Source organism: Actinoallomurus soli (assembly GCF_024055715.1).
Taxonomy (GTDB): Bacteria; Actinomycetota; Actinomycetes; order Streptosporangiales; family Streptosporangiaceae; genus Actinoallomurus; species Actinoallomurus soli.
The window spans coordinates 253,425-272,309 of the sequence record NZ_JAMXMV010000010.1; the positions used below are offsets into that span (position 1 = coordinate 253,425).

At 71.8% G+C, this 18,885-nt stretch carries 21 protein-coding genes; 7 read left to right on the forward strand and 14 right to left on the reverse strand.

Features of this window, described 5'->3' with window-relative positions; translation table 11 throughout:
- The first annotated feature begins 10 nt into the window (after window positions 1–10).
- Window positions 11–232 (forward strand): DUF2277 domain-containing protein, encoded by a 222-nt coding sequence (locus NDW01_RS25120; RefSeq protein ID WP_252784411.1) that lies wholly within the window; start codon window positions 11–13, stop codon window positions 230–232.
- A 16-nt stretch (window positions 233–248) separates the two neighbouring features.
- Here the strand turns inward: NDW01_RS25120 and NDW01_RS25125 are convergent, their stop codons facing one another.
- Entirely contained in the window at window positions 249–911 is a 663-nt protein-coding gene (locus NDW01_RS25125; RefSeq protein WP_252824272.1) for a pyridoxamine 5'-phosphate oxidase family protein, read from the reverse strand.
- A gap of 165 nt (window positions 912–1,076) precedes the next feature.
- On the opposite strand from NDW01_RS25125, the gene NDW01_RS25130 reads away from it, so the two are divergent.
- Entirely contained in the window at window positions 1,077–3,431 is a 2,355-nt protein-coding gene (locus NDW01_RS25130) for a Tex family protein (protein ID WP_252824274.1), read from the forward strand.
- Between the two features lie 60 nt (window positions 3,432–3,491).
- On the opposite strand, the gene NDW01_RS25135 is transcribed toward NDW01_RS25130, so the two are convergent.
- Together NDW01_RS25135 and NDW01_RS25140 are read right to left on the reverse strand one after the other, a co-directional pair.
- Complete coding sequence (locus NDW01_RS25135; protein WP_252824276.1) at window positions 3,492–4,979, reverse strand: alpha/beta hydrolase family protein; 1,488 nt, start codon at window positions 4,977–4,979, stop codon at window positions 3,492–3,494.
- Between the two features lie 108 nt (window positions 4,980–5,087).
- A complete protein-coding gene (locus NDW01_RS25140) occupies window positions 5,088–5,681 on the reverse strand; it encodes a winged helix-turn-helix domain-containing protein (RefSeq protein WP_252824278.1) in 594 nt (197 codons plus the stop codon).
- Window positions 5,682–5,852: 171 nt separating this feature from the next.
- On the opposite strand from NDW01_RS25140, the gene NDW01_RS25145 reads away from it, so the two are divergent.
- Both NDW01_RS25145 and NDW01_RS25150 read left to right on the forward strand, forming a co-directional pair.
- A complete protein-coding gene (locus tag NDW01_RS25145) occupies window positions 5,853–6,641 on the forward strand; it encodes a MerR family transcriptional regulator (RefSeq protein ID WP_252824460.1) in 789 nt (262 codons plus the stop codon).
- Between the two features lie 36 nt (window positions 6,642–6,677).
- Complete coding sequence (locus tag NDW01_RS25150; RefSeq protein ID WP_252824281.1) at window positions 6,678–7,013, forward strand: YnfA family protein; 336 nt, start codon at window positions 6,678–6,680, stop codon at window positions 7,011–7,013.
- A 63-nt stretch (window positions 7,014–7,076) separates the two neighbouring features.
- Here the strand turns inward: NDW01_RS25150 and NDW01_RS25155 are convergent, their stop codons facing one another.
- The 7 genes from NDW01_RS25155 to NDW01_RS25185 form a co-directional block, all read right to left on the reverse strand.
- The gene (locus NDW01_RS25155) at window positions 7,077–7,442 is read right to left on the reverse strand and encodes a hypothetical protein (protein ID WP_252824283.1); all 366 of its coding nucleotides are present in this window, start codon (window positions 7,440–7,442) and stop codon (window positions 7,077–7,079) included.
- Window positions 7,443–7,697: 255 nt separating this feature from the next.
- Window positions 7,698–8,627: a diacylglycerol/lipid kinase family protein gene (locus NDW01_RS25160; protein WP_252824286.1), complete on the reverse strand. Its 930-nt coding sequence runs from the start codon at window positions 8,625–8,627 to the stop codon at window positions 7,698–7,700.
- Between the two features lie 44 nt (window positions 8,628–8,671).
- Window positions 8,672–9,652: a TerC/Alx family metal homeostasis membrane protein gene (locus NDW01_RS25165; RefSeq protein ID WP_252824300.1), complete on the reverse strand. Its 981-nt coding sequence runs from the start codon at window positions 9,650–9,652 to the stop codon at window positions 8,672–8,674.
- Between the two features lie 202 nt (window positions 9,653–9,854).
- Window positions 9,855–10,511, reverse strand: coding sequence for a hypothetical protein (locus tag NDW01_RS25170; RefSeq protein WP_252824302.1), 657 nt, complete (start codon window positions 10,509–10,511; stop codon window positions 9,855–9,857).
- A gap of 50 nt (window positions 10,512–10,561) precedes the next feature.
- Window positions 10,562–10,798 carry a hypothetical protein gene (locus NDW01_RS25175; RefSeq protein ID WP_252824304.1) on the reverse strand — a complete coding sequence of 79 codons (237 nt, stop codon included), beginning with the start codon at window positions 10,796–10,798 and terminating at the stop codon, window positions 10,562–10,564.
- Between the two features lie 30 nt (window positions 10,799–10,828).
- The gene (locus NDW01_RS25180; protein ID WP_252824306.1) at window positions 10,829–11,080 is read right to left on the reverse strand and encodes a hypothetical protein; all 252 of its coding nucleotides are present in this window, start codon (window positions 11,078–11,080) and stop codon (window positions 10,829–10,831) included.
- Window positions 11,081–11,312: 232 nt separating this feature from the next.
- Window positions 11,313–11,843 (reverse strand): CGNR zinc finger domain-containing protein, encoded by a 531-nt coding sequence (locus NDW01_RS25185; RefSeq protein WP_252824308.1) that lies wholly within the window; start codon window positions 11,841–11,843, stop codon window positions 11,313–11,315.
- A 25-nt stretch (window positions 11,844–11,868) separates the two neighbouring features.
- On the opposite strand from NDW01_RS25185, the gene NDW01_RS25190 reads away from it, so the two are divergent.
- Window positions 11,869–12,822 (forward strand): DMT family transporter, encoded by a 954-nt coding sequence (locus NDW01_RS25190; protein ID WP_252824310.1) that lies wholly within the window; start codon window positions 11,869–11,871, stop codon window positions 12,820–12,822.
- Window positions 12,823–12,913: 91 nt separating this feature from the next.
- On the opposite strand, the gene NDW01_RS25195 is transcribed toward NDW01_RS25190, so the two are convergent.
- The 3 genes from NDW01_RS25195 to NDW01_RS25205 all read right to left on the reverse strand — a co-directional run bounded on the left by NDW01_RS25195 (window position 12,914) and on the right by NDW01_RS25205 (window position 16,908).
- Complete coding sequence (locus NDW01_RS25195) at window positions 12,914–14,695, reverse strand: serine hydrolase (RefSeq protein WP_252824312.1); 1,782 nt, start codon at window positions 14,693–14,695, stop codon at window positions 12,914–12,916.
- Window positions 14,696–14,761: 66 nt separating this feature from the next.
- Window positions 14,762–16,039, reverse strand: coding sequence for an exo-beta-N-acetylmuramidase NamZ family protein (locus NDW01_RS25200; RefSeq protein WP_252824314.1), 1,278 nt, complete (start codon window positions 16,037–16,039; stop codon window positions 14,762–14,764).
- Complete coding sequence (locus NDW01_RS25205) at window positions 16,039–16,908, reverse strand: endonuclease/exonuclease/phosphatase family protein (protein WP_252824316.1); 870 nt, start codon at window positions 16,906–16,908, stop codon at window positions 16,039–16,041. The genes NDW01_RS25200 and NDW01_RS25205 overlap by 1 nt, the downstream gene beginning before the upstream one ends.
- A 141-nt stretch (window positions 16,909–17,049) precedes the next feature.
- Between NDW01_RS25205 and NDW01_RS25210 the strand changes: the two genes are divergently transcribed.
- Both NDW01_RS25210 and NDW01_RS25215 read left to right on the forward strand, forming a co-directional pair.
- Window positions 17,050–17,619 carry a hypothetical protein gene (locus NDW01_RS25210; protein ID WP_252824318.1) on the forward strand — a complete coding sequence of 190 codons (570 nt, stop codon included), beginning with the start codon at window positions 17,050–17,052 and terminating at the stop codon, window positions 17,617–17,619.
- Window positions 17,620–17,705: 86 nt separating this feature from the next.
- Window positions 17,706–18,326 (forward strand): copper resistance CopC family protein, encoded by a 621-nt coding sequence (locus tag NDW01_RS25215; RefSeq protein WP_252824320.1) that lies wholly within the window; start codon window positions 17,706–17,708, stop codon window positions 18,324–18,326.
- Between the two features lie 145 nt (window positions 18,327–18,471).
- Here the strand turns inward: NDW01_RS25215 and NDW01_RS25220 are convergent, their stop codons facing one another.
- Window positions 18,472–18,876, reverse strand: coding sequence for a DUF4115 domain-containing protein (locus NDW01_RS25220; protein WP_252824322.1), 405 nt, complete (start codon window positions 18,874–18,876; stop codon window positions 18,472–18,474).
- Window positions 18,877–18,885: the final 9 nt, after the last annotated feature.

Genomic DNA, 18,885 nt, shown 5'->3' on the forward strand with positions numbered 1-18,885 from the left:
GGATGGCCCCATGTGCAGGAGCATCAAGACGCTGCGGCCGCCGGCCGCCGAAGACGTCACCGACGAGGACATTCGGGCGGCGGCGTTGCAGTACGTCCGCAAGGTGTCGGGCTTCCGGAGCCCGGCAGCCCACAACCAGGCCGTCTTCGACCGCGCGGTCGACGAGGTGGCGCGCGCGACCGCCGCCCTCCTCGCCGACCTGGAGATCCGGGGCGCCCGCTCCCGCACCTGACGGTGGCGGGACCCGGTCAGCCGTAGAGGCGCTTGGTGTAGTTCTCCGGGCTGTAGTAGCGGTCGAGCTCCTCGAACGTCTCCTCGGTGAACTGGACGTCCTTGACGATCCGCGCGTGCGGCGGGAGGGCGTCCGGGTTCCATGTCTCGGGCTTCCACAGCTCCGAGCGGAGGAACGCCTTGGCGCAGTGGAAGAAGATCTGCTCGATCTCCACGACGATCGCGAGGCGGGGGCGGTGGTTCTTGACCACCATCGCGTCGAAGAAAGGGGCCTCGCGGACGACCCGGGCGCGGCCGTTGATGCGCAGCGTCTCGGTCCGGCCGGGGATCACGTAGATCAGGCCGATGTGCGGGTTGGCCAGGATGTTGTGGAACCCGTCCACGCGCCGGTTGCCGGGACGGTCCGGGATGGCGATCGTGACGTCGTCGATGACGTGGGTGAATCCGGGCGGGTCGCCCTTCGGGGAGACGTCGCAGGCGCCGGTCGCGTCGGCGGTCGCGATGAGGCAGAGGGGCGAGGCCGCGAGCCACTCGCGGTCCCGCGCGTGCAGCCGGACCCGCTCCTTGGCGAGGGCGCGCGGCATCGGCTCACCGAGCAGGTCGCGCAGCTCCTCCGCCGAGGTGATCTCCGTGTACTCCCCCGCCGAGGTGTTCTCCGTGAGCGCCGTCACTTCCGTCATCCCGCCTCCCCGTAACGATCATGAGATCATCAGCGTAACCCCGGCCTCCGGTTCGATCCATGGGCTTTTCCGCCGGTCGCGACCACTGCCGTGTCCGGCACACGGCGCGACAACGGCGGCCGTTGCCTGCACAATGCTTCCCGAAGCTCAGTGAGAGGTCACATCGTGTCGACGTCGATTCACCAGAAGATCGCCGAAGAGCTCGGCGTGCGCGAGCGACAGGTCCAGGTCGCCGTCGAGCTGCTCGACGGCGGCGCCACCGTGCCGTTCATCGCCCGGTACCGGAAGGAGGCGACCGGCGCGCTCGACGACGCGCAGCTGCGCACGCTCGAAGAGCGGCTGCGCTATCTGCGGGAGCTGGACGAGCGCCGCACGGCGATCCTGGAGTCGATCGAGTCGCAGGGCAAGCTCGACGACGCCCTCCGCGCGCAGATCATGGCCGCCGAGACCAAGGCCCGGCTGGAGGACATCTACCTCCCCTACAAGCCGAAGCGGCGCACGAAGGCGCAGATCGCCCGCGAGGCGGGTCTCGAGCCGCTCGCCGAGGCGCTGCTCGCCGACCCCGGCCTCGACCCGCAGGCGGAGGCGGCGAAGTACGCAGGCGCCGACCTCGACGCCGCCGCGGCGCTGGACGGCGCCCGCGCGATCCTCGTCGAGCGCTTCGCCGAGGACGCCGACCTCATCGGCGACCTGCGCGAGCGCGTCTGGTCGCGTGGCCGGATGGTCGCGAAGGTCCGGGAGGGCAAGGAGGAGGCGGGCGCGAAGTTCTCCGACTACTTCGACTTCGCCGAGCCGCTGTCGGAGCTGCCCTCGCACCGGGTCCTGGCGCTGTTCCGGGGCGAGAAGGAGGACGTCCTCGACCTCACCCTGGAGCCCGGCTCCGAGGAGCCCGACCCGGCGCGGCCGAACCCGTACGAGCTGGCCATCGCGCACCGCTTCGGCGTGCCGTCGAGCGCGAACTGGCTCATGGACACCGTCCGCTGGGCCTGGCGCACCCGCATCCTCGTCCACCTCGACCTGGACCTGCGGCTCCGGCTCCGCCAGGAGGCCGAGGACGAGGCGGTACGGGTGTTCGCCGCGAACCTGCGCGACCTGCTGCTGGCCGCGCCCGCCGGCACCCGTACGACGATGGGCCTGGACCCGGGGTACCGCACCGGCGTGAAGGTCGCGGTGGTCGACCCCACCGGCAAGGTGGTCGCGACCGACACCATCTACCCGCACAAGCCGCACGGCCGCTGGAAGGAGGCCCTCGACAGCCTGGGCCGCCTGGTCGAGCGGCACGACGTCGACCTGGTCGCGATCGGCAACGGCACGGCCTCCCGCGAGACCGACCAGCTCGCGGCCGACCTGATCAAGAAGTACTCCAAGGTCACCAAGATCGTCGTCTCGGAGGCGGGCGCGTCGGTGTACTCGGCCTCGCCGTACGCCTCGCGCGAGCTGCCCGACATGGACGTCTCCCTGCGCGGCGCGGTCTCGATCGCCCGCCGGCTCCAGGACCCGCTCGCCGAGCTCGTCAAGATCGACCCCAAGTCGATCGGCGTGGGCCAGTACCAGCACGACGTCTCCGAGGTGAAGCTGTCCCGCTCGCTCGACGCGGTCGTCGAGGACTGCGTGAACGCCGTCGGCGTCGACGTCAACACCGCGTCGGTCCCGCTGCTCACCCGCGTGTCGGGCATCGGCTCCGGGCTCGCCGAGAACATCGTGACCCACCGTGACGCCAACGGCCCGTTCCGCACCCGTGAGGCGCTCAAGAGCGTGCCCCGGCTCGGCCCGAAGGCCTTCGAGCAGTGCGCGGGCTTCCTGCGCATCCAGGGCGGCGACGACCCGCTGGACAGCTCCGCCGTGCACCCCGAGGCGTATCCGGTCGTGCGCCGCATCCTGAGCAGGACCGGCGGCGACCTGAAGTCGCTGATCGGCAACAGCACGGCGCTGCGCTCGCTCAAGCCGCAGGAGTTCGTGGACGACACCTTCGGCCTGCCCACGGTCACCGACATCCTCAAGGAGCTGGACAAGCCGGGCCGCGACCCGCGTCCGGCGTTCAAGACGGCGACGTTCAAGGAGGGCGTCGACAAGGTCGCGGACCTCCAGCCCGGCATGGTGCTGGAAGGCGTGGTCACCAACGTCGCGGCCTTCGGCGCGTTCGTCGACATCGGCGTCCACCAGGACGGCCTCGTCCACGTCTCCGCGATGTCCCGTACGTTCGTCAAGGACCCGCGCGACGTGGTCAAGTCCGGTGACGTCGTACGCGTGAAGGTCCTCGACGTCGACATCCCGCGCAACCGGATCTCGCTCACCCTCCGCATCGAGGACGACGTCGAGCGCCGTCCGCAGGGCGGCGCCGGCCGCCGCGAGGGTGGCGGCAACCGCCAGGGCGGCCGTCGCGACGGCGGCGACCGTACGGGCGGCCGGCAGCGGCGCGACCGCGGCGGCTCCGGCGGCGGAGGCGGAGGCGGCGGAGGCGGCGCGATGGCCGACGCGCTGCGCCGCGCCGGCCTGGACAAGGGCCTGGGCGGCCGCTGAGACGAAATCCCCGGCGGTCGCTGCCTGCCGTGGCGCAGCGACCGCCGGTGATCACGTTCGTCACCAGGCGAGAAGGCCCCAGTACACCGCCCACGGGATGAAGATCGCTCCTGCCGTCGCCACCACGGCGACGCGGACCCGGCCGCCGGCCGCCGGCGTACGCCGGTCCCGCCAGGCGGAGACGGCGGTGACGACGGTGGCGCCGGCGACGATGACGGCGAGGAGCTGGAGGATCAGCCAGGAGATCGGGCGACCGGCGAGGACCGGGTCGCCCAGCCGCCCGCCGGTCGCGAAGATCGCGACCGTGTACAGGAGGGTTCCGGCGACGGTCACCAGACCCGTCGCCGCGAGCAGGCGGGCCGGTCGGCGGACCGGGGCCGCTGCGGTGCGCCCGAGAATCCGGCGCGCGATCCCGGTGACCGGGTATCCGGCGAATGCCAGCAGAAAGAACGCGATCGCGGCCCACTGAAGGCCGTTGGCCTCGTACCAGGCGCCGTTCGACGCGGCACGGCTGGTGAGCGCCTGCCGCGGGGGCGTGGCGGCGCTGGACATCGGCGGGTGACCGGCGGCGACCTGGTGGATCCACGACGTCATCGTGTCCGCGTAGCCGGGCGGGAGGGCACCCAGCGGGTGGCCGCCCAGCAGCGGGCCGCCGAGATTCTCGAACCCGTCGCTCGTACGGTGGCCGTTGTGGCCGGCGCCGGCGACGAACCGGATGGTCACGTGGTCGTTCCCCGCGCGGGCGAGGACGCGTTGGAAGATCTGCGCGCTCTCCCGTGGCGGCACCTGGGCGTCATGCTCGCCCCACAGCGCGAGCACCGGCTGCCGCAGGCGCTGGAGCACGGGCACCGGGTCGTGCCCGCCCTCCGGGAACAGGCCCGCGCCGTCGACGAGGTGCGCCGCCGGCCCCATGATCGTGTCGAGGAGTGATCCGGAGACGTGGTCATGCCGCAGATGCACGGCGAGGTTCCAGGTCTGCGTGCGAAGCGGCGTACGGCCGGGGCCGCCGATCGTGATCAGGTAGGCGACGTCCGAGGACCGTGACGCGGCCAGCGGCGCTACCCAGCCGCCCTCGCTGAACCCCCACAACCCGACCTTCGCCGGGTCGACGCCCGGACGGCCCCGGAGGGTCCGTACGCCGGCGAGCGCGTCGGCGGCCAGGAGGGAGAAGTCGCGGTGCATCTTGGAATAGCCGATGGTCCGCTTGTCGTAGACGAGCGTGGCGACGCCGCCACGGGCGAACGCCTCGGCCTCCTGCGCGTACTCCTGCCGGGGCCCCGGACCCGAGCCGCCCACCAGGACGATGCCCGGAACGCGACCCGTGGTCCCGCTCGGCGCGACGACCGTCCCGTGCAGGACCAGGCCGTCGCCGCCGCGAAAGGAGACGTCGGTGCGGGCGAGACCGTCGCGGGCGGCGCGCGGCGCGGCGGCGTACGCGGCTCGGGCCGGCGCCACCGGCGACGGCGCGAGCGCGAGCAACGACGGCACCAGCAGGCCGATCGCCCACCCGACCGCGCGGACGCGGCGGGATTTGAACGAGAGCAGCATGACGTGCTCTCCTTTCTCTGGGATTCGTGTACGCGAAGACACGCCGCATGGGCGTGGTGACACGGACTCCGCACACCGGGTCGCCGAGTTGCCGCTCGGCGACCCGGGTCATTCCGCGGAGCCCGCCTCGGGTTCGGTGGCCGCCGCCTCGGGGATGCCGAGCAGCCGGAAATGCACCGGGCGTGCGCTGGGAGGCGTCTCCTCCGCCGGCCGGGAGAAGCGGTAGACCAGCGCGATGTACTCCTCGAAGAACTCCTTCACCTCATCGAGCGTGAGACGAATGGTGGCGCGGGAGAACAGGAACGCGTCCGCCCACTCGCCCAGCGCCTCAGGGTCGTCCGCGAAGCGCGAGAACAACTCGACGAACTCCGCGATGTTCTGCCGCGCCATCTCCGAGAGCGCCACGCGCATCTCCGGCGTCTGGCGGCTGTAGGGCGGGAACCGCCGGTCGCCGGGCACGACGCGCCACCAGCGTTCCCGTCCCTTGGACAGCTCGGGAACCTCCTCGATGAACCCGTGCTTGGCGAGCTGCCTGAGGTGGTAACTGGTCGATCCGGTGCTCTCGCCGAGCGCCCGGGCGAGGGTCGCGGAGTTCATCGGCCCGTCGCGCAGGCACTTCTCGATCTTGTGCCGCAGCGGGTGCACGAGCAGCCGGAGCGCCGCCACATCGCTGATCTCCTGAGCCGGAGGACGATCTGCCACCCCCCGATCATAAACAGGTGCAAAGAGTCTTTGCAAAGCCTCTTTGCAACTCGGTGGACGTCGTGATCGGCACGGCCACCACCTGATCGCTCCGACCGCCGGGAACCGCGGTCGTCGGGCGGACTTGACCTTCGAGCCGACTCGAACGTCTACCGTCGGTCCGTGACCTCGATGCGCATCTCCCAGCTCGCCGAACGCTCCGGCGTCCCGGCCACCACGCTGCGGTTCTACGAGACCGCGGGCCTGTTGCCGGCCGATCGCACCCCGGCCGGATACCGCGTCTACGGTCAGGACGCGATCGAACGGCTGTCGTTCATCGATGCCGCCAAGCACCTGGGCCTGCCGCTGGAGGAGATCGCCGACCTGCTCGCGGTCTGGGAGTCCGGCGCGTGCGCGGACGTCAAGGCCGACCTGCGACCTCGCGTGGCCGCCCGCCTTACCGAAGCCGAGCGTCGTATCGCCGAGCTGACCGCCTTCACCGCGACGCTCCACCGGGCGCTGGCCCACCTGGACGCCCTGCCCGACCGGGCCGGCGGGTGCGATCCCGAATGTGGCTTCCTCGACCCGGCGGCACGAACCGTACCGGCGCCATCGGAACCGTTCCCGCGACCGGAGACGGAGACGGAACGGCGTCCGCGACCGGAGTCGGAGACGGAGACGGAACGCTGGCGCACCGCCCCGGTGGCCTGCTCGCTCACCGCCCGGGAGGTGACCGAGCGCGCCGCGCACTGGCAGCGGGTCCTGACCGGCGCCGAGCACGAACCCATCGACGACGGCGTACGCCTCACGCTGCCCGCCGGGCACGCGGGTGAACTGGCCGCGCTCGCCGCCGAGGAACAGCGGTGCTGCCCGTTCTTCGACTTCCGCCTCCACCTGAACGGCTCCGTCGCGCACCTGGAGGTCCGCGCCCCCGCCGACGGCGCCGCCCTGCTCACCGACCTGTTCGGCGCAGCGACCTGACCGCCCACCCGCCATCCGGAAGGATCCCCTGCCGCCATGCTCGTCGCCCGCTCCATCGCCCTGTTCGTCCTCGCCGCGCTGTTCGAGATCGGCGGCGCGTGGCTGGTCTGGCAGGGTGTCCGAGAGCACCGCGGGTGGATCTGGGCGGGCGCGGGCATCATCGCGCTGGGCGTCTACGGGTTCGTCGCCTGCGGACAGCCCGACGCGCACTTCGGCCGGATCCTGGCGGCCTACGGCGGTGTCTTCGTCGCCGGCTCACTCACGTGGGGAGTGGTCGTCGACCGCTTCCGTCCGGACCGGTGGGACGTGATCGGCGCGCTGATCTGCCTGGCCGGCGTGGTCGTCATCATGTACGCCCCCCGCGGCCGCTGAATACCGGAGCACTGGCGGTCGCTGCGCTCTAGGAGCAGTGACCGCCGGTGATCAGAGGGCGTGTCAGCCGGGGAGCCTCGGCAGGCCGGTGAGCGCTACGGTCTGCCAGCCGCCCTTCCGCCGCTCGGCCGAGCACTGGAACCGGTAGCCCGCGAGCGCGGTCGGCGCACCCGGCGGACCCGGAGACCGGAAGACCGCGAGGACGGACCCCCCTACCGTCGCACGGCCATGACCGGAATCGACGTTCACCTGCTCACCGGAGAACTCCGCCCGGAACTCCCTCAGCCTGTCCTGAACGGACCGCTCGCACGCCGCCTTGACCTGCGCCGGCCGGTCGTCCCGCTTCCCATGGCCGCCGCCACAACCGGCCGCGAGCACGACGATGAGCAGACCGACACCCGCCGGTCGGAAACGCTTCGGTCCCGTCATGTCCGCCAGCATGCCGCTGATCGATCGCTCATCAGACCGCCCTGGCCGCTGCCGGACACCCTCGAACCCGTGGCGAGCGAGATCAGGCGGCGCTTCTCTCAGCTGGCTTTGAGCTGTTCACGGGTCGAAGACGAAGAGGATCCGAATCTCACTGCGCCCCGAGGAACCCGGCCGTAGCGAAGGCAGGGGAATCAAGCCTCTGGCCGCATAAGGATCGCCGGACAAGGCTGGACCGGCCAGAAGTGGGGTGGTGGTTCAGCGGTCGGTGAAGTCCTGGGGGACCATGACGCGCAGGGCGTTGGGGCGGACGCGGATGTGGACCGGGGTGCTGCCGCGGATCTCGCCGTCGACGTCGAGGGGCAGGACGGGGTCGGTCTCCAGGCGCAGGTCGCCGGCGGTGAGGAACGGCTCGTCCTCCATGCTCAGGTACGACCCGGTCAGCGCGTGCCGGACGGCGGAGCCGACCAGGTGCAGGCGGCTGGCCGCGCCGAAGCGGTACGCCAGCAGCAGCCGGTCGTCGATGTCGGCGTCACGGGCGATGCGGCGGCCGCCGTGGAAGGCGCCGTTGGCGATGTTGAGCTGGTGCGTCTCGAACTCCAACTCGGTGTCGCCGGCGGTGATGCGGGCTCGGAAGGGCCGATGCCCGGGGAGAGCCGCCAGCGCGGTCAGCGGGTAGGCGGTGCGACCGAGATGCCGCTTCAGGCGATGCGGCACCCGGCCCGCGACCTGGACGGACACGCCCAGGCTGACCATGTTCGTGAAGGCGTCCGGACCGGCCTGGCCGAGATCGACGTCGGCGACCTTGCCGGATCCGAGTGTCGCGATCGCGCCGTCCAGGTCCCCGGACCAGCCGATGCTGCGCGCGAAGTTGTTGGTGGTCCCGACGGGCAGCACGCCGAGCGCCAGGTCCAGGTCGGCCACGCGCTTGCCCGCGGTGCTCAGCGTGCCGTCGCCACCGGCGGCGATGAGCAGGTCGGGCTTCTCGGCGACCGCCTCGTCGAGGGCCTGCGGAAGGCGGCCTGGTCGCCGCACGTTGATCACCCGGGCGACGGCGACGCCCTGCTCGGCCAGCCGCCGGGGGGCGTGCTGGAGGAGGGCCTCGCCGGTACGGGCCCGGGCGTTGATCACGAGGACGGCCGGGCCGCCGTCCCTGATGGCGGCCGTCAGGTCGGCTTTGCTGCGCATGCCAGTGGTGATACCAGTTCCTGGACCTTTTAATGATCCTTTACTCAATCCTCGGCGGCCCTCAGCCGCGCGGGGGCGCGCCGCCGGGCGTACAGGCTCGTCGCGGTCACCGTCAGCAGGGTCACGACGATGACGACGAGGGACAGCGGCGTGGGGACCTCCGGGACCTGCGGCCAGGGACCGTGCGCCCAGTGCAGCACGAGCTTCACGCCGATGAACGCGAGGATGACGGCGAGCCCATAGCCCAGGTGGACGAGCTTGCTGAGCGTGTTCTGCAGGACGAAGTACAGCGCGCGCAGGCCGAAGAGGGAGAAGGCGTTCGCCGTGAAGACGAGGTACGGGTCCTGGGTGACGCCGTAGACGGCGGGGATCGAGTCCACGGCGAACACGATGTCGGCGGCGAACACCGCCACGACGACCAGCGCGAACGGCGTCAGCGCCCGCCGGCCACCCTGTCGCGCGAACATCCGTGGCCCCTGATAGTCGTCGGTCACCGGCATCAGGCGGCGCAGCAGGCGGACCGAGCGCAGTGAGGAGACGTCGACCGCGTGGTCCGTGTCCTTGACCGCGTCCTTGAGGATCTTCACCGCGGTGACGAGCAGGACCGCGCCGAACAGCAGGAACGCCCAGTCCACCGCCTGCAACGCCGCCGCGCCGACCGCGATGAAGACGGCGCGCAGCACGAGGGCTCCCGCGATGCCGTACAGCAGGACGCGCTGGCTGAGCGCCCGTGGCACGGCGAACGCGGCGAGGAGCAGCATGAACACGAACAGGTTGTCCACGGACAGCGACTTCTCGACCAGGTAACCGGTGAAGTACTCCGTCCCGGTCCGCGCCCCGAACCACTTCCAGGCGAAGACGCCGTACAGGAACGGCAGGGCGATGTAGAAGCCGGACCACGCCAGCGACTCGCGCAGTGAGGGGGTGTGCGGCCGGCGGGTCATGATCAGGTCGACCGCGAACAGCGCGATGACCCCGGCGATGGTGATCGCCCACAACAGCGGCGATGCGACGGATTGAGACACGGGAACTCCCGGCACGTCGATACGGCCGAGGTCTCCTTCACCCGCCGTCACGCGGCGGACCGCCGCCCGGGGACCTCGTGGGAGGCCCGTACTGACCGGGTGGGCGCTGGGAAGTACTCCCCTCTTGTCCCACCATATCCAGTTCGAGCGATCCGCTGCCATCACCGGCTTCCACCAGCCGGTCGTGGCAGCGACCGTCCGGTCAGGAACGATCGGTGTCGGAGGGCAGCGGCAGCAGATCGGCGTGCTCTACGGTGAAGCCGCCTTCGGTCACGGGGGCGAACGGAGCCGGTGCCATGCTGGTTCCGATCTCGGCCTCGTTGCCACCCCACATGCCGTCGTGTTTCACCATGTCGGCGTACTCCCATGAGAATCCGACACGGTCGCGGGAGTGACCTGGAGCGTCTTTGCCGCCGTCGTACACACTGAACCCCAGCCGCATGCCCACCCACGGAGGTCCGCCGGGGCTGACCTGAGTGATGACCGCCGTCAGGGTCGCGACCCCCGGGGCGGTCATCAACGAGTCGACCCGCCCGACGGCGGTGTAGGTCGTATTACGTTCTGCGGAATAGTGCGAGATCTTCACTGTTCCGGTCGCATCGTTCGGTGATCCGGGGAGCGTACGCCCGTCGGCCCCGGGCACCGGACCGTGGGTGTACGGCACGCCGTGCGCGTTGATGCTGAACGTGCGGATGTCCTTGTCGGCGAGATAGGTCAGCCGCACCTGCGCGGTTCCAGCGACGCTCGCGACTTCGGGCCGACCGTGTTCGGGTTCGGGAACGGCGCCGACCGCGGTCGCGGTTCCCACGGTGGCGGCGGTGGCCACCGTGAACAGCATGACGATCTTTTTCAGGTGCATGGAATCCTTTTTCAGGTGCATGGAATCCCTCCGGATTCGAACGCGACGTTTCATTGGGCGGAGCGACGGCGGCGCAGGTGGTAATGGACGGTGACCAGGGCGAGCAAGGGCCCCCAGAGCACCAGCGGCGCGTACACGACCTTGATCAGCCAGGACGCCCAGGCAGCGGCGTTGATCTCGGCGTGGAAGCAGGTGTAGACGAACAGCCCCCCATAGATCGTCGTGGCCACCGCGCCGAGTGCGGCCGGAATCGTGGCGGTGAGAACCGGAATGGTCCTGCCGCCCACGAACGGGATCCACCGGGGCCAGCTCTCACCTCAGGGTCGGATGAGCCCGAGCGCCAGGGCACCGAACGCCTCCGACAACACGCTGAGAGCGATCAGGTAGATCGAACCCCGGCCAGGAGTGTGCAGGGCCTTCATCTCCGAGTCGGCCAGCCCGAGGCTGAATCCGGCGGCCAGTCCGACCCGCCACAGACCGGACGGCACGTTCACCAGCGCCGCTCCGTGCGCGGCCCAGAAGGCCCAACGGGGGACGCCCGGCACCGTGCGCCCCGACGACAGGCTCACATACGTGTCCGCATCCGTCGGACGGGCAGGCGACATGGGCATGGCGATCTCCAGGGGTAACCGGCTCAGCGGACCGAAGAGCGGGTGTCTCGGCCATGGCAAACATCTCGTTGAACCGGTACCGTCCGACTCCCCCGGCGGAGCCGGGATGGCACAGTGCCCTCCCCCTATCGAGGGAAACCCGCTCGCGGGCCGGCCCTCTCGTTGATGCGCGGCGAACCCCGCCGGCCGGCTACCGGCATGGCTCGCCGTACCGTCGCCGCGCACGGTGGCGTTGGACGTTGACGGCGTTCGCGCATCGCACACTGCAGAACGTGCGCCGGCCGTTGCGCGAGGTGTCCACGAAGACGACGGTGCATCCTTCGCGCATGCAGCTGCCGAGCCGTTCAGCGGCGCCGTCGGCGATCAGCTGAGCCAGTCCGGCCGTCGTGAGGGCCTTGACCCGAGCGGGCACCTCCGCGTCGAGGGGCGCGTAGTGCAGGTGATGAGGCAGCCCGTCGTGGGTGACCAGCCGGGGGCGGCAGTCCGCGGCGACGAAGAGCGCGTCGACCACGGCGGCCTGCTCGGTCCCGGTCGTCTCGAAGGCCGGCCGCAGTGCGTCGGCCCAGCGGTGCAGTTCGGCCGCTGCGGCCTGATCCATCCTCGGCCGGTGGACCTCATGGCGCTCCAGCAGGACGGACAGCCACGCCGCCGAGGCCGACGGTTCGTTGACGAGTTCCGCCGCGACGAGGGCCCCGGCCACCGTGTAAGTGTTGAACTGCACAAGGCCATTACAGCACCGTGGATCCATGAATCCGCCCCCGCGCACGGACACGACGAACACCGCCGAGGCCGCGCACGCGGCCGGTGCGGCAGGACCGGTCGTCATCGCGACACTCAGCGGTACGGCCGCCGTATTCATGTGGGGGCTCGCTCCGGTGGCGACCCGAGCGGCGGTCGACCAGCTGGCGCCGCTCCCCCTGACGGTCCTGCGCGCGATGATGGCCGGGCTCGCGTGCCTGCCCTGGTGCGCGAGCGGGCTGCGGCGCCTGAACCGGGCCGGCGCTCTCCGCGCGATCGCCGCCGGTCTTCTCGGAATGGTCGGCTACAACCTGCCCGTGGCCCTCGGCGTCCAGTGGCTTCCCGCCTCGACGGCAGCCCTGGTCCTGGCCACCGAACCCGTGTGGATCCTGTCCCTGGCACGGCTGTTCCTCGGCCGGCGCACTCCCCGCCGGGCCTGGATCGGATCCGCCGTCGCCCTGGGCGGAGTCGCCGTCATCGCCGGCCCGGAGGCCGTACCCAGCGGCTCCGGCGCCCGGCCCCTCGAAGGACTCGGACTCGTCCTCCTCGGGACGCTGCTGTTCGGTGCCTACACGATCGTCCTGCGTCCGCTCAGCACCCTTCACGGCCCCCGCACCGCCACCGCCATCTCCACAACGATCGGTGCCGTCCCGTACCTGGCGCTCGTCGGCACACTCGCCCCGCACCGTCTTGCCGCACTCGCCCCCGGCGCCTGGGCCGAACTGACCTTTCTTGCCCTCGGCACCAGCGTGGCGGGCATGCTCATGTGGAACCTGTCCGTCGCCCGCATCGGCAGCACCCGAGCGGGCCTCCTGCTCTTCTTGGAGCCCCTGGTCGGTGTCACGGGGAGCCTGGCACTTCTCGGCGAACACCTGACGTCCGCGAGCGTCACCGGTGGCGCTCTGGTCATGACAGGCGTCGTCACCGCATGGATCGCACAGCGGCAGGCCGACCGAGCCTGACGCGGGCGCCGGTCCGGACGGTGCGGGTCGCGCGGGCGTCAGTGCCGAGGATCGTCGTCGCTGACGCGACCACGATCCTCGGCGCTGCTTGTCAGTTGGAGCTCAGCACCCAGCCCGCCGGCTGGAAGCGGGCCGCATCGGCGGGGCGTTCGCCGTTGAACACCACGTGGCCGCCGGCGTCCCAGGCCCGTACGCCGTCGACGTAGACGCCACGGCCCTGGTAGGCCGGGTCGGAGGTGTAGCGCCAGCGGACCGCGGTCGCGCCGGCCGGGAGCGTCGCGGTGGCCTTGGCCCACCGTCGTCCGGAGAAGCCGGAGAACGACCCGTTCACGGTCCAGCTGTTACGTCCGGACCGCAGGGACAGCGGAGCGGGCGTCCAGGTCGTACCGTCGGTGGTGGTCTCCAGCACGCCGAGGTCGGTCTCCTCGGTGTCGTACCACAGATCGAAGGACAGCTTGGTGGCGCCGGCCGGCATCGGCGCGGTCAGCGTCGCGGTCTTGCCGTCCGCCATCTGGGAGAACCACGCGTCCCGGCCCTCGGCGGGCCGTACGGGGACGGCGCGGCCCAGGTCGCGGGCCACGGCGCGGCGGGCCGGGTTGATGCTGGGGCCGTTACGGGTGGGGTGGACCCGGTTCGTGAGCAGGATGACGAACGACCGGGAGATCGGGTCGATCACGATGCTGGTGCCGGTGTAGCCGGTGTGCCCGATCGTGACCGGCGAGGTCATCGCGTCCTCGTACCAGCGCAGGCCGATCTCGAAGCCGAGCCCGTGCGCGTTGCCGGGGAACGCCGTGTTGAAGTCGGTGAACAGCAGCCGGACGGAGTCCTCGTCCAGGACGCGCGCGTGGCCGTACCGGCCGCCGTCGAGGATCATTTGGGCGAAGATCGCGATGTCGTGGGCGGTGGAGAAGACTCCGGCGTGCCCGGCGACGCCGCCGAGGGCGTAGGAGTTCTCGTCGTGGACCTGGCCCCAGACGAGACCGCGGTCGAGGGCGGCGTACGGCTTGTGCTCGTACTCCGTCGCGGCGATCCGCGGCTTCTCCGACGGCGGCGGGTTGTAGCCGGTGTCGCGCATGCCGAGCGGCCGGGTGATGCCGTCCCGTACGAGCACGTCCAGCGTCTTGCCGGTCACCTTCTCCAGCACGAACTGCATCGTGATCATGTTGAGGTCGGAGTAGATGTACGCGGTACCGGGCGTGGCCTGCGGCGTGTCCGCGAACAGCGCCGCCTCCTGGGAGGCGCGGTCCGGATAGTTGTAGAAGGGCAGGTCCGGCCGCAGGCCGCTCGTGTGGGTGAGCAGCTCCCGGATGGTGATCGTGTCCTTGCCGTTCTGCCCGAAGGCGGGCAGGTAGTGCGCGACGGTCTGGTTCAGGTCGATACGGCCGTGCTGGATCTGCTGGATCGCCGCGACGGTCGTGAACAGCTTCGACATGGACGCCAGGTCGAAGATCGTGTCGTTGCGCATCGGGATCCACTGGTCCCGCGGCAGTTCGGTGGGCTTGTCGTCGGAGTACCGCAGCGCGTACCCCATCGCGTCCTGCGCCGCGACCACGCCGTTGCGGGCGGCCAGCACGACGGCACCCGGGTAGTACGGCATCGTCGGCGAGGGGTTCATGAAGCTCGCGGCGTCCTTGCCGATCGCGGCGACCGCGTCGGGCGACAGGCCCGCCTGCTGCGGCGTGCCGTCCCGCAGCACCCGGCCGGGGGTGAACTTCAGGTCGGCGGCGGTGACGGTCGGCGGTCCGTCCGTGGTCGTACGCGCGGGGGCCGAGGCGCCCTTCACCGGGGCGGCCGGTGGCGGAGCGGCCTGTGCGACCGCGGCGGGTGCGCACAGGCCCGCGAGGGCGAGAAAGATCGGCAGGGCACGGCGCATCGTCTCTCCTGGGGGATGCGGGGGTGGGCGGAGGAGGTCAGCGGTACGGCAAAGGTGTGCGAAGTTTCAGCGGTACAGCAGGTAGCGCTGCCGCTGGGCGCGGAACCGCGCCAGGTCGGCCTGCCAGCCGGCGACGACCTGGTCGATGTTCGCGCCGCCGTCGATCGCGGTGCGGACCTGGTCGGATCCGGTCAGGAGGTCGATCCAGTAGGGCGCCTTGCTCTCCCGCCAGGCGAAGTCCTTCGGGTAGAGCCGGCGGGCACTGATGATCATGGCGAGGGCGGTGCGGATCGGGTCGAAGCGCCGCCGGTCGGTGACGAACAGCTGCACGCCGCCGCAGTTCTGGTTGACCCACTTGCTGAAGGTGGGAGCGAAGTACGCCTCGCGGAACCGTACGCCGGGCAGGCCCAGGCCGTTCAGGTCGTCGGCCCAGTGCCAGTCGACGTACGGCGCGCCGACCATCTCGAAGGGCACGGTGGTGCCGCGCCCCTCCGAGAGGTTCACCGCCTCGAACAGGCCCATGCCGGGGTAGGCGACCGCGGTGTTGATCGTCGGCATGTTCGGCGAGGGCAGCACCCAGGGCAGGCCCGTCTCCTCCCACGTCATGCCGCGCCGCCAGCCGCGCATCTGGACGACCTGCGGCTTCGCCTTCCCGCCCAGGAACTCGCCGTCGAACAGGCGGGCGAGCTCGCCCACGGTCATGGCGTGCTGCTGGGCGATCGGCTCGCGGCCCACGCCGGAGGCGTACTCGGTGTGCAGCACGGGCCCGGTCGCCTCGACACCGCCGAGCGGATTCGGCCGGTCGAGCACCACGAAGCGCTTGCCCGCCTGGATCGCCGCCCGCATGCAGTCGAACATCGTCCAGATGTAGGTGTAGAAGCGCGCGCCGACGTCCTGGATGTCGAAGACCACGGTGTCGATGCCGGACCTGGTGAAGTAGTCGGCGATCTGCTCCGGGGTCTTGGCGTAGGCGTCGTAGACGGGGATCCCGGTGCGCGGGTCCTTGTAGGACCCCTCCGATCCGCCCGCCTGCGCCGAGCCCCGGAACCCGTGCTCCGGGCCGAACACCGCGGCGAGGTCCACGCCGGAGGACCCGTGCATGACGTCCACCTCGTGGCTCAGGTCACGGATCACCGCCGTCGGGTTGGCGACCATTCCCACCTTCTGGCCGCGCAGCTCGCGGTAGCCCCCGGCGCGCAGCACCTCGAAGCCCGTACGGACCCCGCCGCCTCGTGCGGCGGGTGCGGCCGGGGCCGCCTGGGCGCCCGTCGAGCCGAGCGCGGCGAGCGGGACGGCCGCGCCGCCGGCGGCGATGCCACGGAGCACTCCACGTCGTGTCGTCATCAGCGAATTCCCCTCAGGTCGGCCACGACGGGCCTGTGGTCGGAGGCGAGCGTGTCCGGTACGAACGCGCGGGTGACACGCGGGCCCGGGGTGAAGGTGATGTAGTCGATGCGCTTGACCGGGGCGTCGGCCGGAAAGGTGGGCGTCGCGGACTGCCCGGCGACCGTCAGCGCGTCGTTCAGCCGCGTCCAGAGCGGCGCGAGCTCGGGCGCGTCCGGCTCGGCGTTGAAGTCCCCCAGCAGCAGCTTAGGACCCTGCCGCCGCGCCATGATGGCCGCCATGTCGGCGACCTGCGCCCGGCGTACGGAGGGGTCGGCGCGGTAGTCGAGGTGCGTGTCGTACACCCAGATCCGCTTTCCGCGCGCCTTGATCAGCACCTCGGGGAAGCCGGGGGCCGGCTCCGGTACGGGGTTCGCCACCTGCGTGGACAGCCGCGTGATCTCGTGGTTCTCCGCGCGCAGGATGGGGAACCTGGACAGCACCGCGACGCCGAACTCCCGGTCGGGCGCGCCGGCCCGGTCGGGGGGAAGCGTGTAGATCGGCGCGAAGAACACCCGCATGTGCAGCCGCCGGGCGAGCCAGGACGCCTCGTCGACGTAGTCGCTGCGCGTCCCCCAAGCGACGTCGACCTCTTCCAGCCCGACGACGTCGGGATGCTGCGCCTCGATCGCGCGGGCCTGGCGTTCGAGGTCGAAGACGTGGTCGGCGCCCGCGCCGGCCTGAAGGTTGTACGTCATGACCCGCAGTGACGCCCCTCCGGCGCCGGCCGCGTGCGCGGGCGGTCCGGCGGCCAGTGCGGCGACGACGAGGGCGAGCCCGGTGACGACCCGAGGGCGCGTACGGGCGGACCGGCGGACGAGCGAGGGCATGGACTCTCCTGCCGCGTTCGTGGGTTGTAAAGAATCAACGGACGGATTCGGCCTAATGAAAATTAGATACGGATGATCCCCAACGTCAATAGGCTCGCTGAACCGTCCCCGGGAGCGCGGCGATGGGAGGATGGAGGGGTCATGCCCAACGATCCGGTGTTCCGTCTGGCCCGCGCGGTGGTCTTCGCGGCCGTCTGCACGGCCCTCGCCGTCGCCGGACACGCCGTCGCCTCGCACGGGCCGGTTCCGCCCGCGGCGGTCGGCGCGGGGCTCGCCGGGCTGACCGTCGTCGCCGCCGTCCTCGCGGGCACCGAGCGGGCCCTGGGCACGATCCTGGCCGGGCTGCTCGGCGGGCAGTTCATGCTGCACGTGCTGTTCGCCGCCGCGCAGCACGGCCAGCACCTGACCCACCATGCCGGGATCCACGGCCCTCACGGCGCCCCCGCGATGACGCTCGCGCACGTCGCCGCGGCCGTCGTCTCCGCCTGGTGGCTGCGGCGCGGCGAGCGCGCCGTGTGGCGGCTCGCCAGGAGGGCCGCGGCCGCCGCCGTACGACCGCTGCGGGCGCTGCTCGCGACGTCCGCTCCCCCGCCGCCGGCCCCGTACCGGCGGCACGGGGCCGGCGGCCCTGCCGCCCGCCCGCCGGACCGGGGCCTGCGCCATGTCCTCACCCGGCGCGGACCGCCCGCTCCGTGCCCGGCGTCCGGCTGAACGCCGGGCCGCACGTTCCTCCCTCCCGGGTCCGGCCGATCCGGTCACCCCGCACGCTCAGCGATCATCACGAACGGAGAGATCCCATGCACATCCCGCGACTCCCCCGCCTCTCGCGGGCGGGCCGGAGGTCCCTCACCCGACTGGCGGCGGCGACCGCCGCCGTGGCCGCCGGCTGCCTCCTCACGGCGTCGCCGGCGTCCGCCCACACCACGCTCGTCGCGGCGAAGCCGGCCAAGGGCGCCAAGGTGGCGTCGCCGGCCCAGATCAAGCTGACCTACGCCGGGCCGGTGCGGTTCCCGGGCGTCGTCCTGCTGGACGCCAAGGGCGGCCATCACGAGTCCGGCAAGGCGCACGCGTCGGGCGCCACCGTGACCGAGCGGGTGGCCGGCGTCCTGCCCGCCGGCGTCTACACGGTCGGCTGGCGCGTCGTCGCCGAGGACGGGCACCCGGTCACGGGGGAGTACAAGTTCACGGTCGTGGGCGGGGCCGCGTCGGCGCCCGCACCGGCCGGATCGGCGCCCGCCGTGTCGACGGCCGACAGTGACCCGTCGGCGGCGGCCACGCCGTCGAGCACCCCGGCCGCGCAGAAGACCGCGAAGACCTCCAGCGCGGGCTGGTGGTGGGTCGGCCTGGGCGCCGTCCTCGTCGTCGCGGCGGTCGGCGGCGCCGAGCTCTCCCGCAAGCGCCGCGCCTCGCGTAACTGACCGGCCCGCCCTCGCCGAGACCGCCCACGGCGGTCTCGGACGGGGTCGTTCACCCGGCGCGGGCACGGCCCGGCGCGAGCGCGGCGGGCGTGGGCCGCGCACGGCGGTGAACGCGATACGCCCGCCCTGCCCGCCCCGGCGGGCGTCAGCCGCGCACGGCGGTGAACGCGATGCGCCGGCCCTGCTCGCCCGGCGGGCGCCGGACGCCGTTGACGTGCACGTCCACCGCCCCGGCGTCGCTCAGCACCACGTTGAGGCGCGCGTCGGCGAACCAGAGGGTCTGCCCGCGCACGAGAGTGCGGTTCACCAGGATGTCCCCGCCGGGAACGCCGACGAAGACACGGCACCGCGGGCCGGTGACGGACAGCGCGAGCGTCGCGGCGCGGACGGCCGCGGTCGTCCGCCGCGTCGGCGCCGGCTCACGGACCCGCACCCAGATGGAGTGGCCGGCGAAGGCCAGGACGCCGGTCAGCACGACGATCCCGACGAGGGCGAGGACCGTCACCCCGCGGAGCGACCGCATGCGCTGCGGCGAGACATGACGTCCCACGGCGAAGAG

Bases quoted from the DNA above. Each gene is read 5' to 3' on its own strand.
- NDW01_RS25210 (WP_252824318.1), top strand. From the start codon at position 17,050: ATGCCCAACGATCCGGTGTTCCGTCTGGCCCGCGCGGTGGTCTTCGCG.
- NDW01_RS25135 (WP_252824276.1), bottom strand. From the start codon at position 4,979: ATGCTGCTCTCGTTCAAATCCCGCCGCGTCCGCGCGGTCGGGTGGGCG.
- NDW01_RS25200 (WP_252824314.1), bottom strand. From the start codon at position 16,039: ATGACGACACGACGTGGAGTGCTCCGTGGCATCGCCGCCGGCGGCGCG.
- NDW01_RS25120 (WP_252784411.1), top strand. From the start codon at position 11: ATGTGCAGGAGCATCAAGACGCTGCGGCCGCCGGCCGCCGAAGACGTC.
- NDW01_RS25205 (WP_252824316.1), bottom strand. From the start codon at position 16,908: ATGCCCTCGCTCGTCCGCCGGTCCGCCCGTACGCGCCCTCGGGTCGTC.
- NDW01_RS25150 (WP_252824281.1), top strand. From the start codon at position 6,678: ATGCTCGTCGCCCGCTCCATCGCCCTGTTCGTCCTCGCCGCGCTGTTC.
- NDW01_RS25155 (WP_252824283.1), bottom strand. From the start codon at position 7,442: ATGACGGGACCGAAGCGTTTCCGACCGGCGGGTGTCGGTCTGCTCATC.
- NDW01_RS25160 (WP_252824286.1), bottom strand. From the start codon at position 8,627: ATGCGCAGCAAAGCCGACCTGACGGCCGCCATCAGGGACGGCGGCCCG.
- NDW01_RS25125 (WP_252824272.1), bottom strand. From the start codon at position 911: ATGACGGAAGTGACGGCGCTCACGGAGAACACCTCGGCGGGGGAGTAC.
- NDW01_RS25190 (WP_252824310.1), top strand. From the start codon at position 11,869: ATGAATCCGCCCCCGCGCACGGACACGACGAACACCGCCGAGGCCGCG.
- NDW01_RS25170 (WP_252824302.1), bottom strand. From the start codon at position 10,511: ATGCACCTGAAAAAGATCGTCATGCTGTTCACGGTGGCCACCGCCGCC.
- NDW01_RS25195 (WP_252824312.1), bottom strand. From the start codon at position 14,695: ATGCGCCGTGCCCTGCCGATCTTTCTCGCCCTCGCGGGCCTGTGCGCA.
- NDW01_RS25215 (WP_252824320.1), top strand. From the start codon at position 17,706: ATGCACATCCCGCGACTCCCCCGCCTCTCGCGGGCGGGCCGGAGGTCC.
- NDW01_RS25145 (WP_252824460.1), top strand. From the start codon at position 5,853: ATGCGCATCTCCCAGCTCGCCGAACGCTCCGGCGTCCCGGCCACCACG.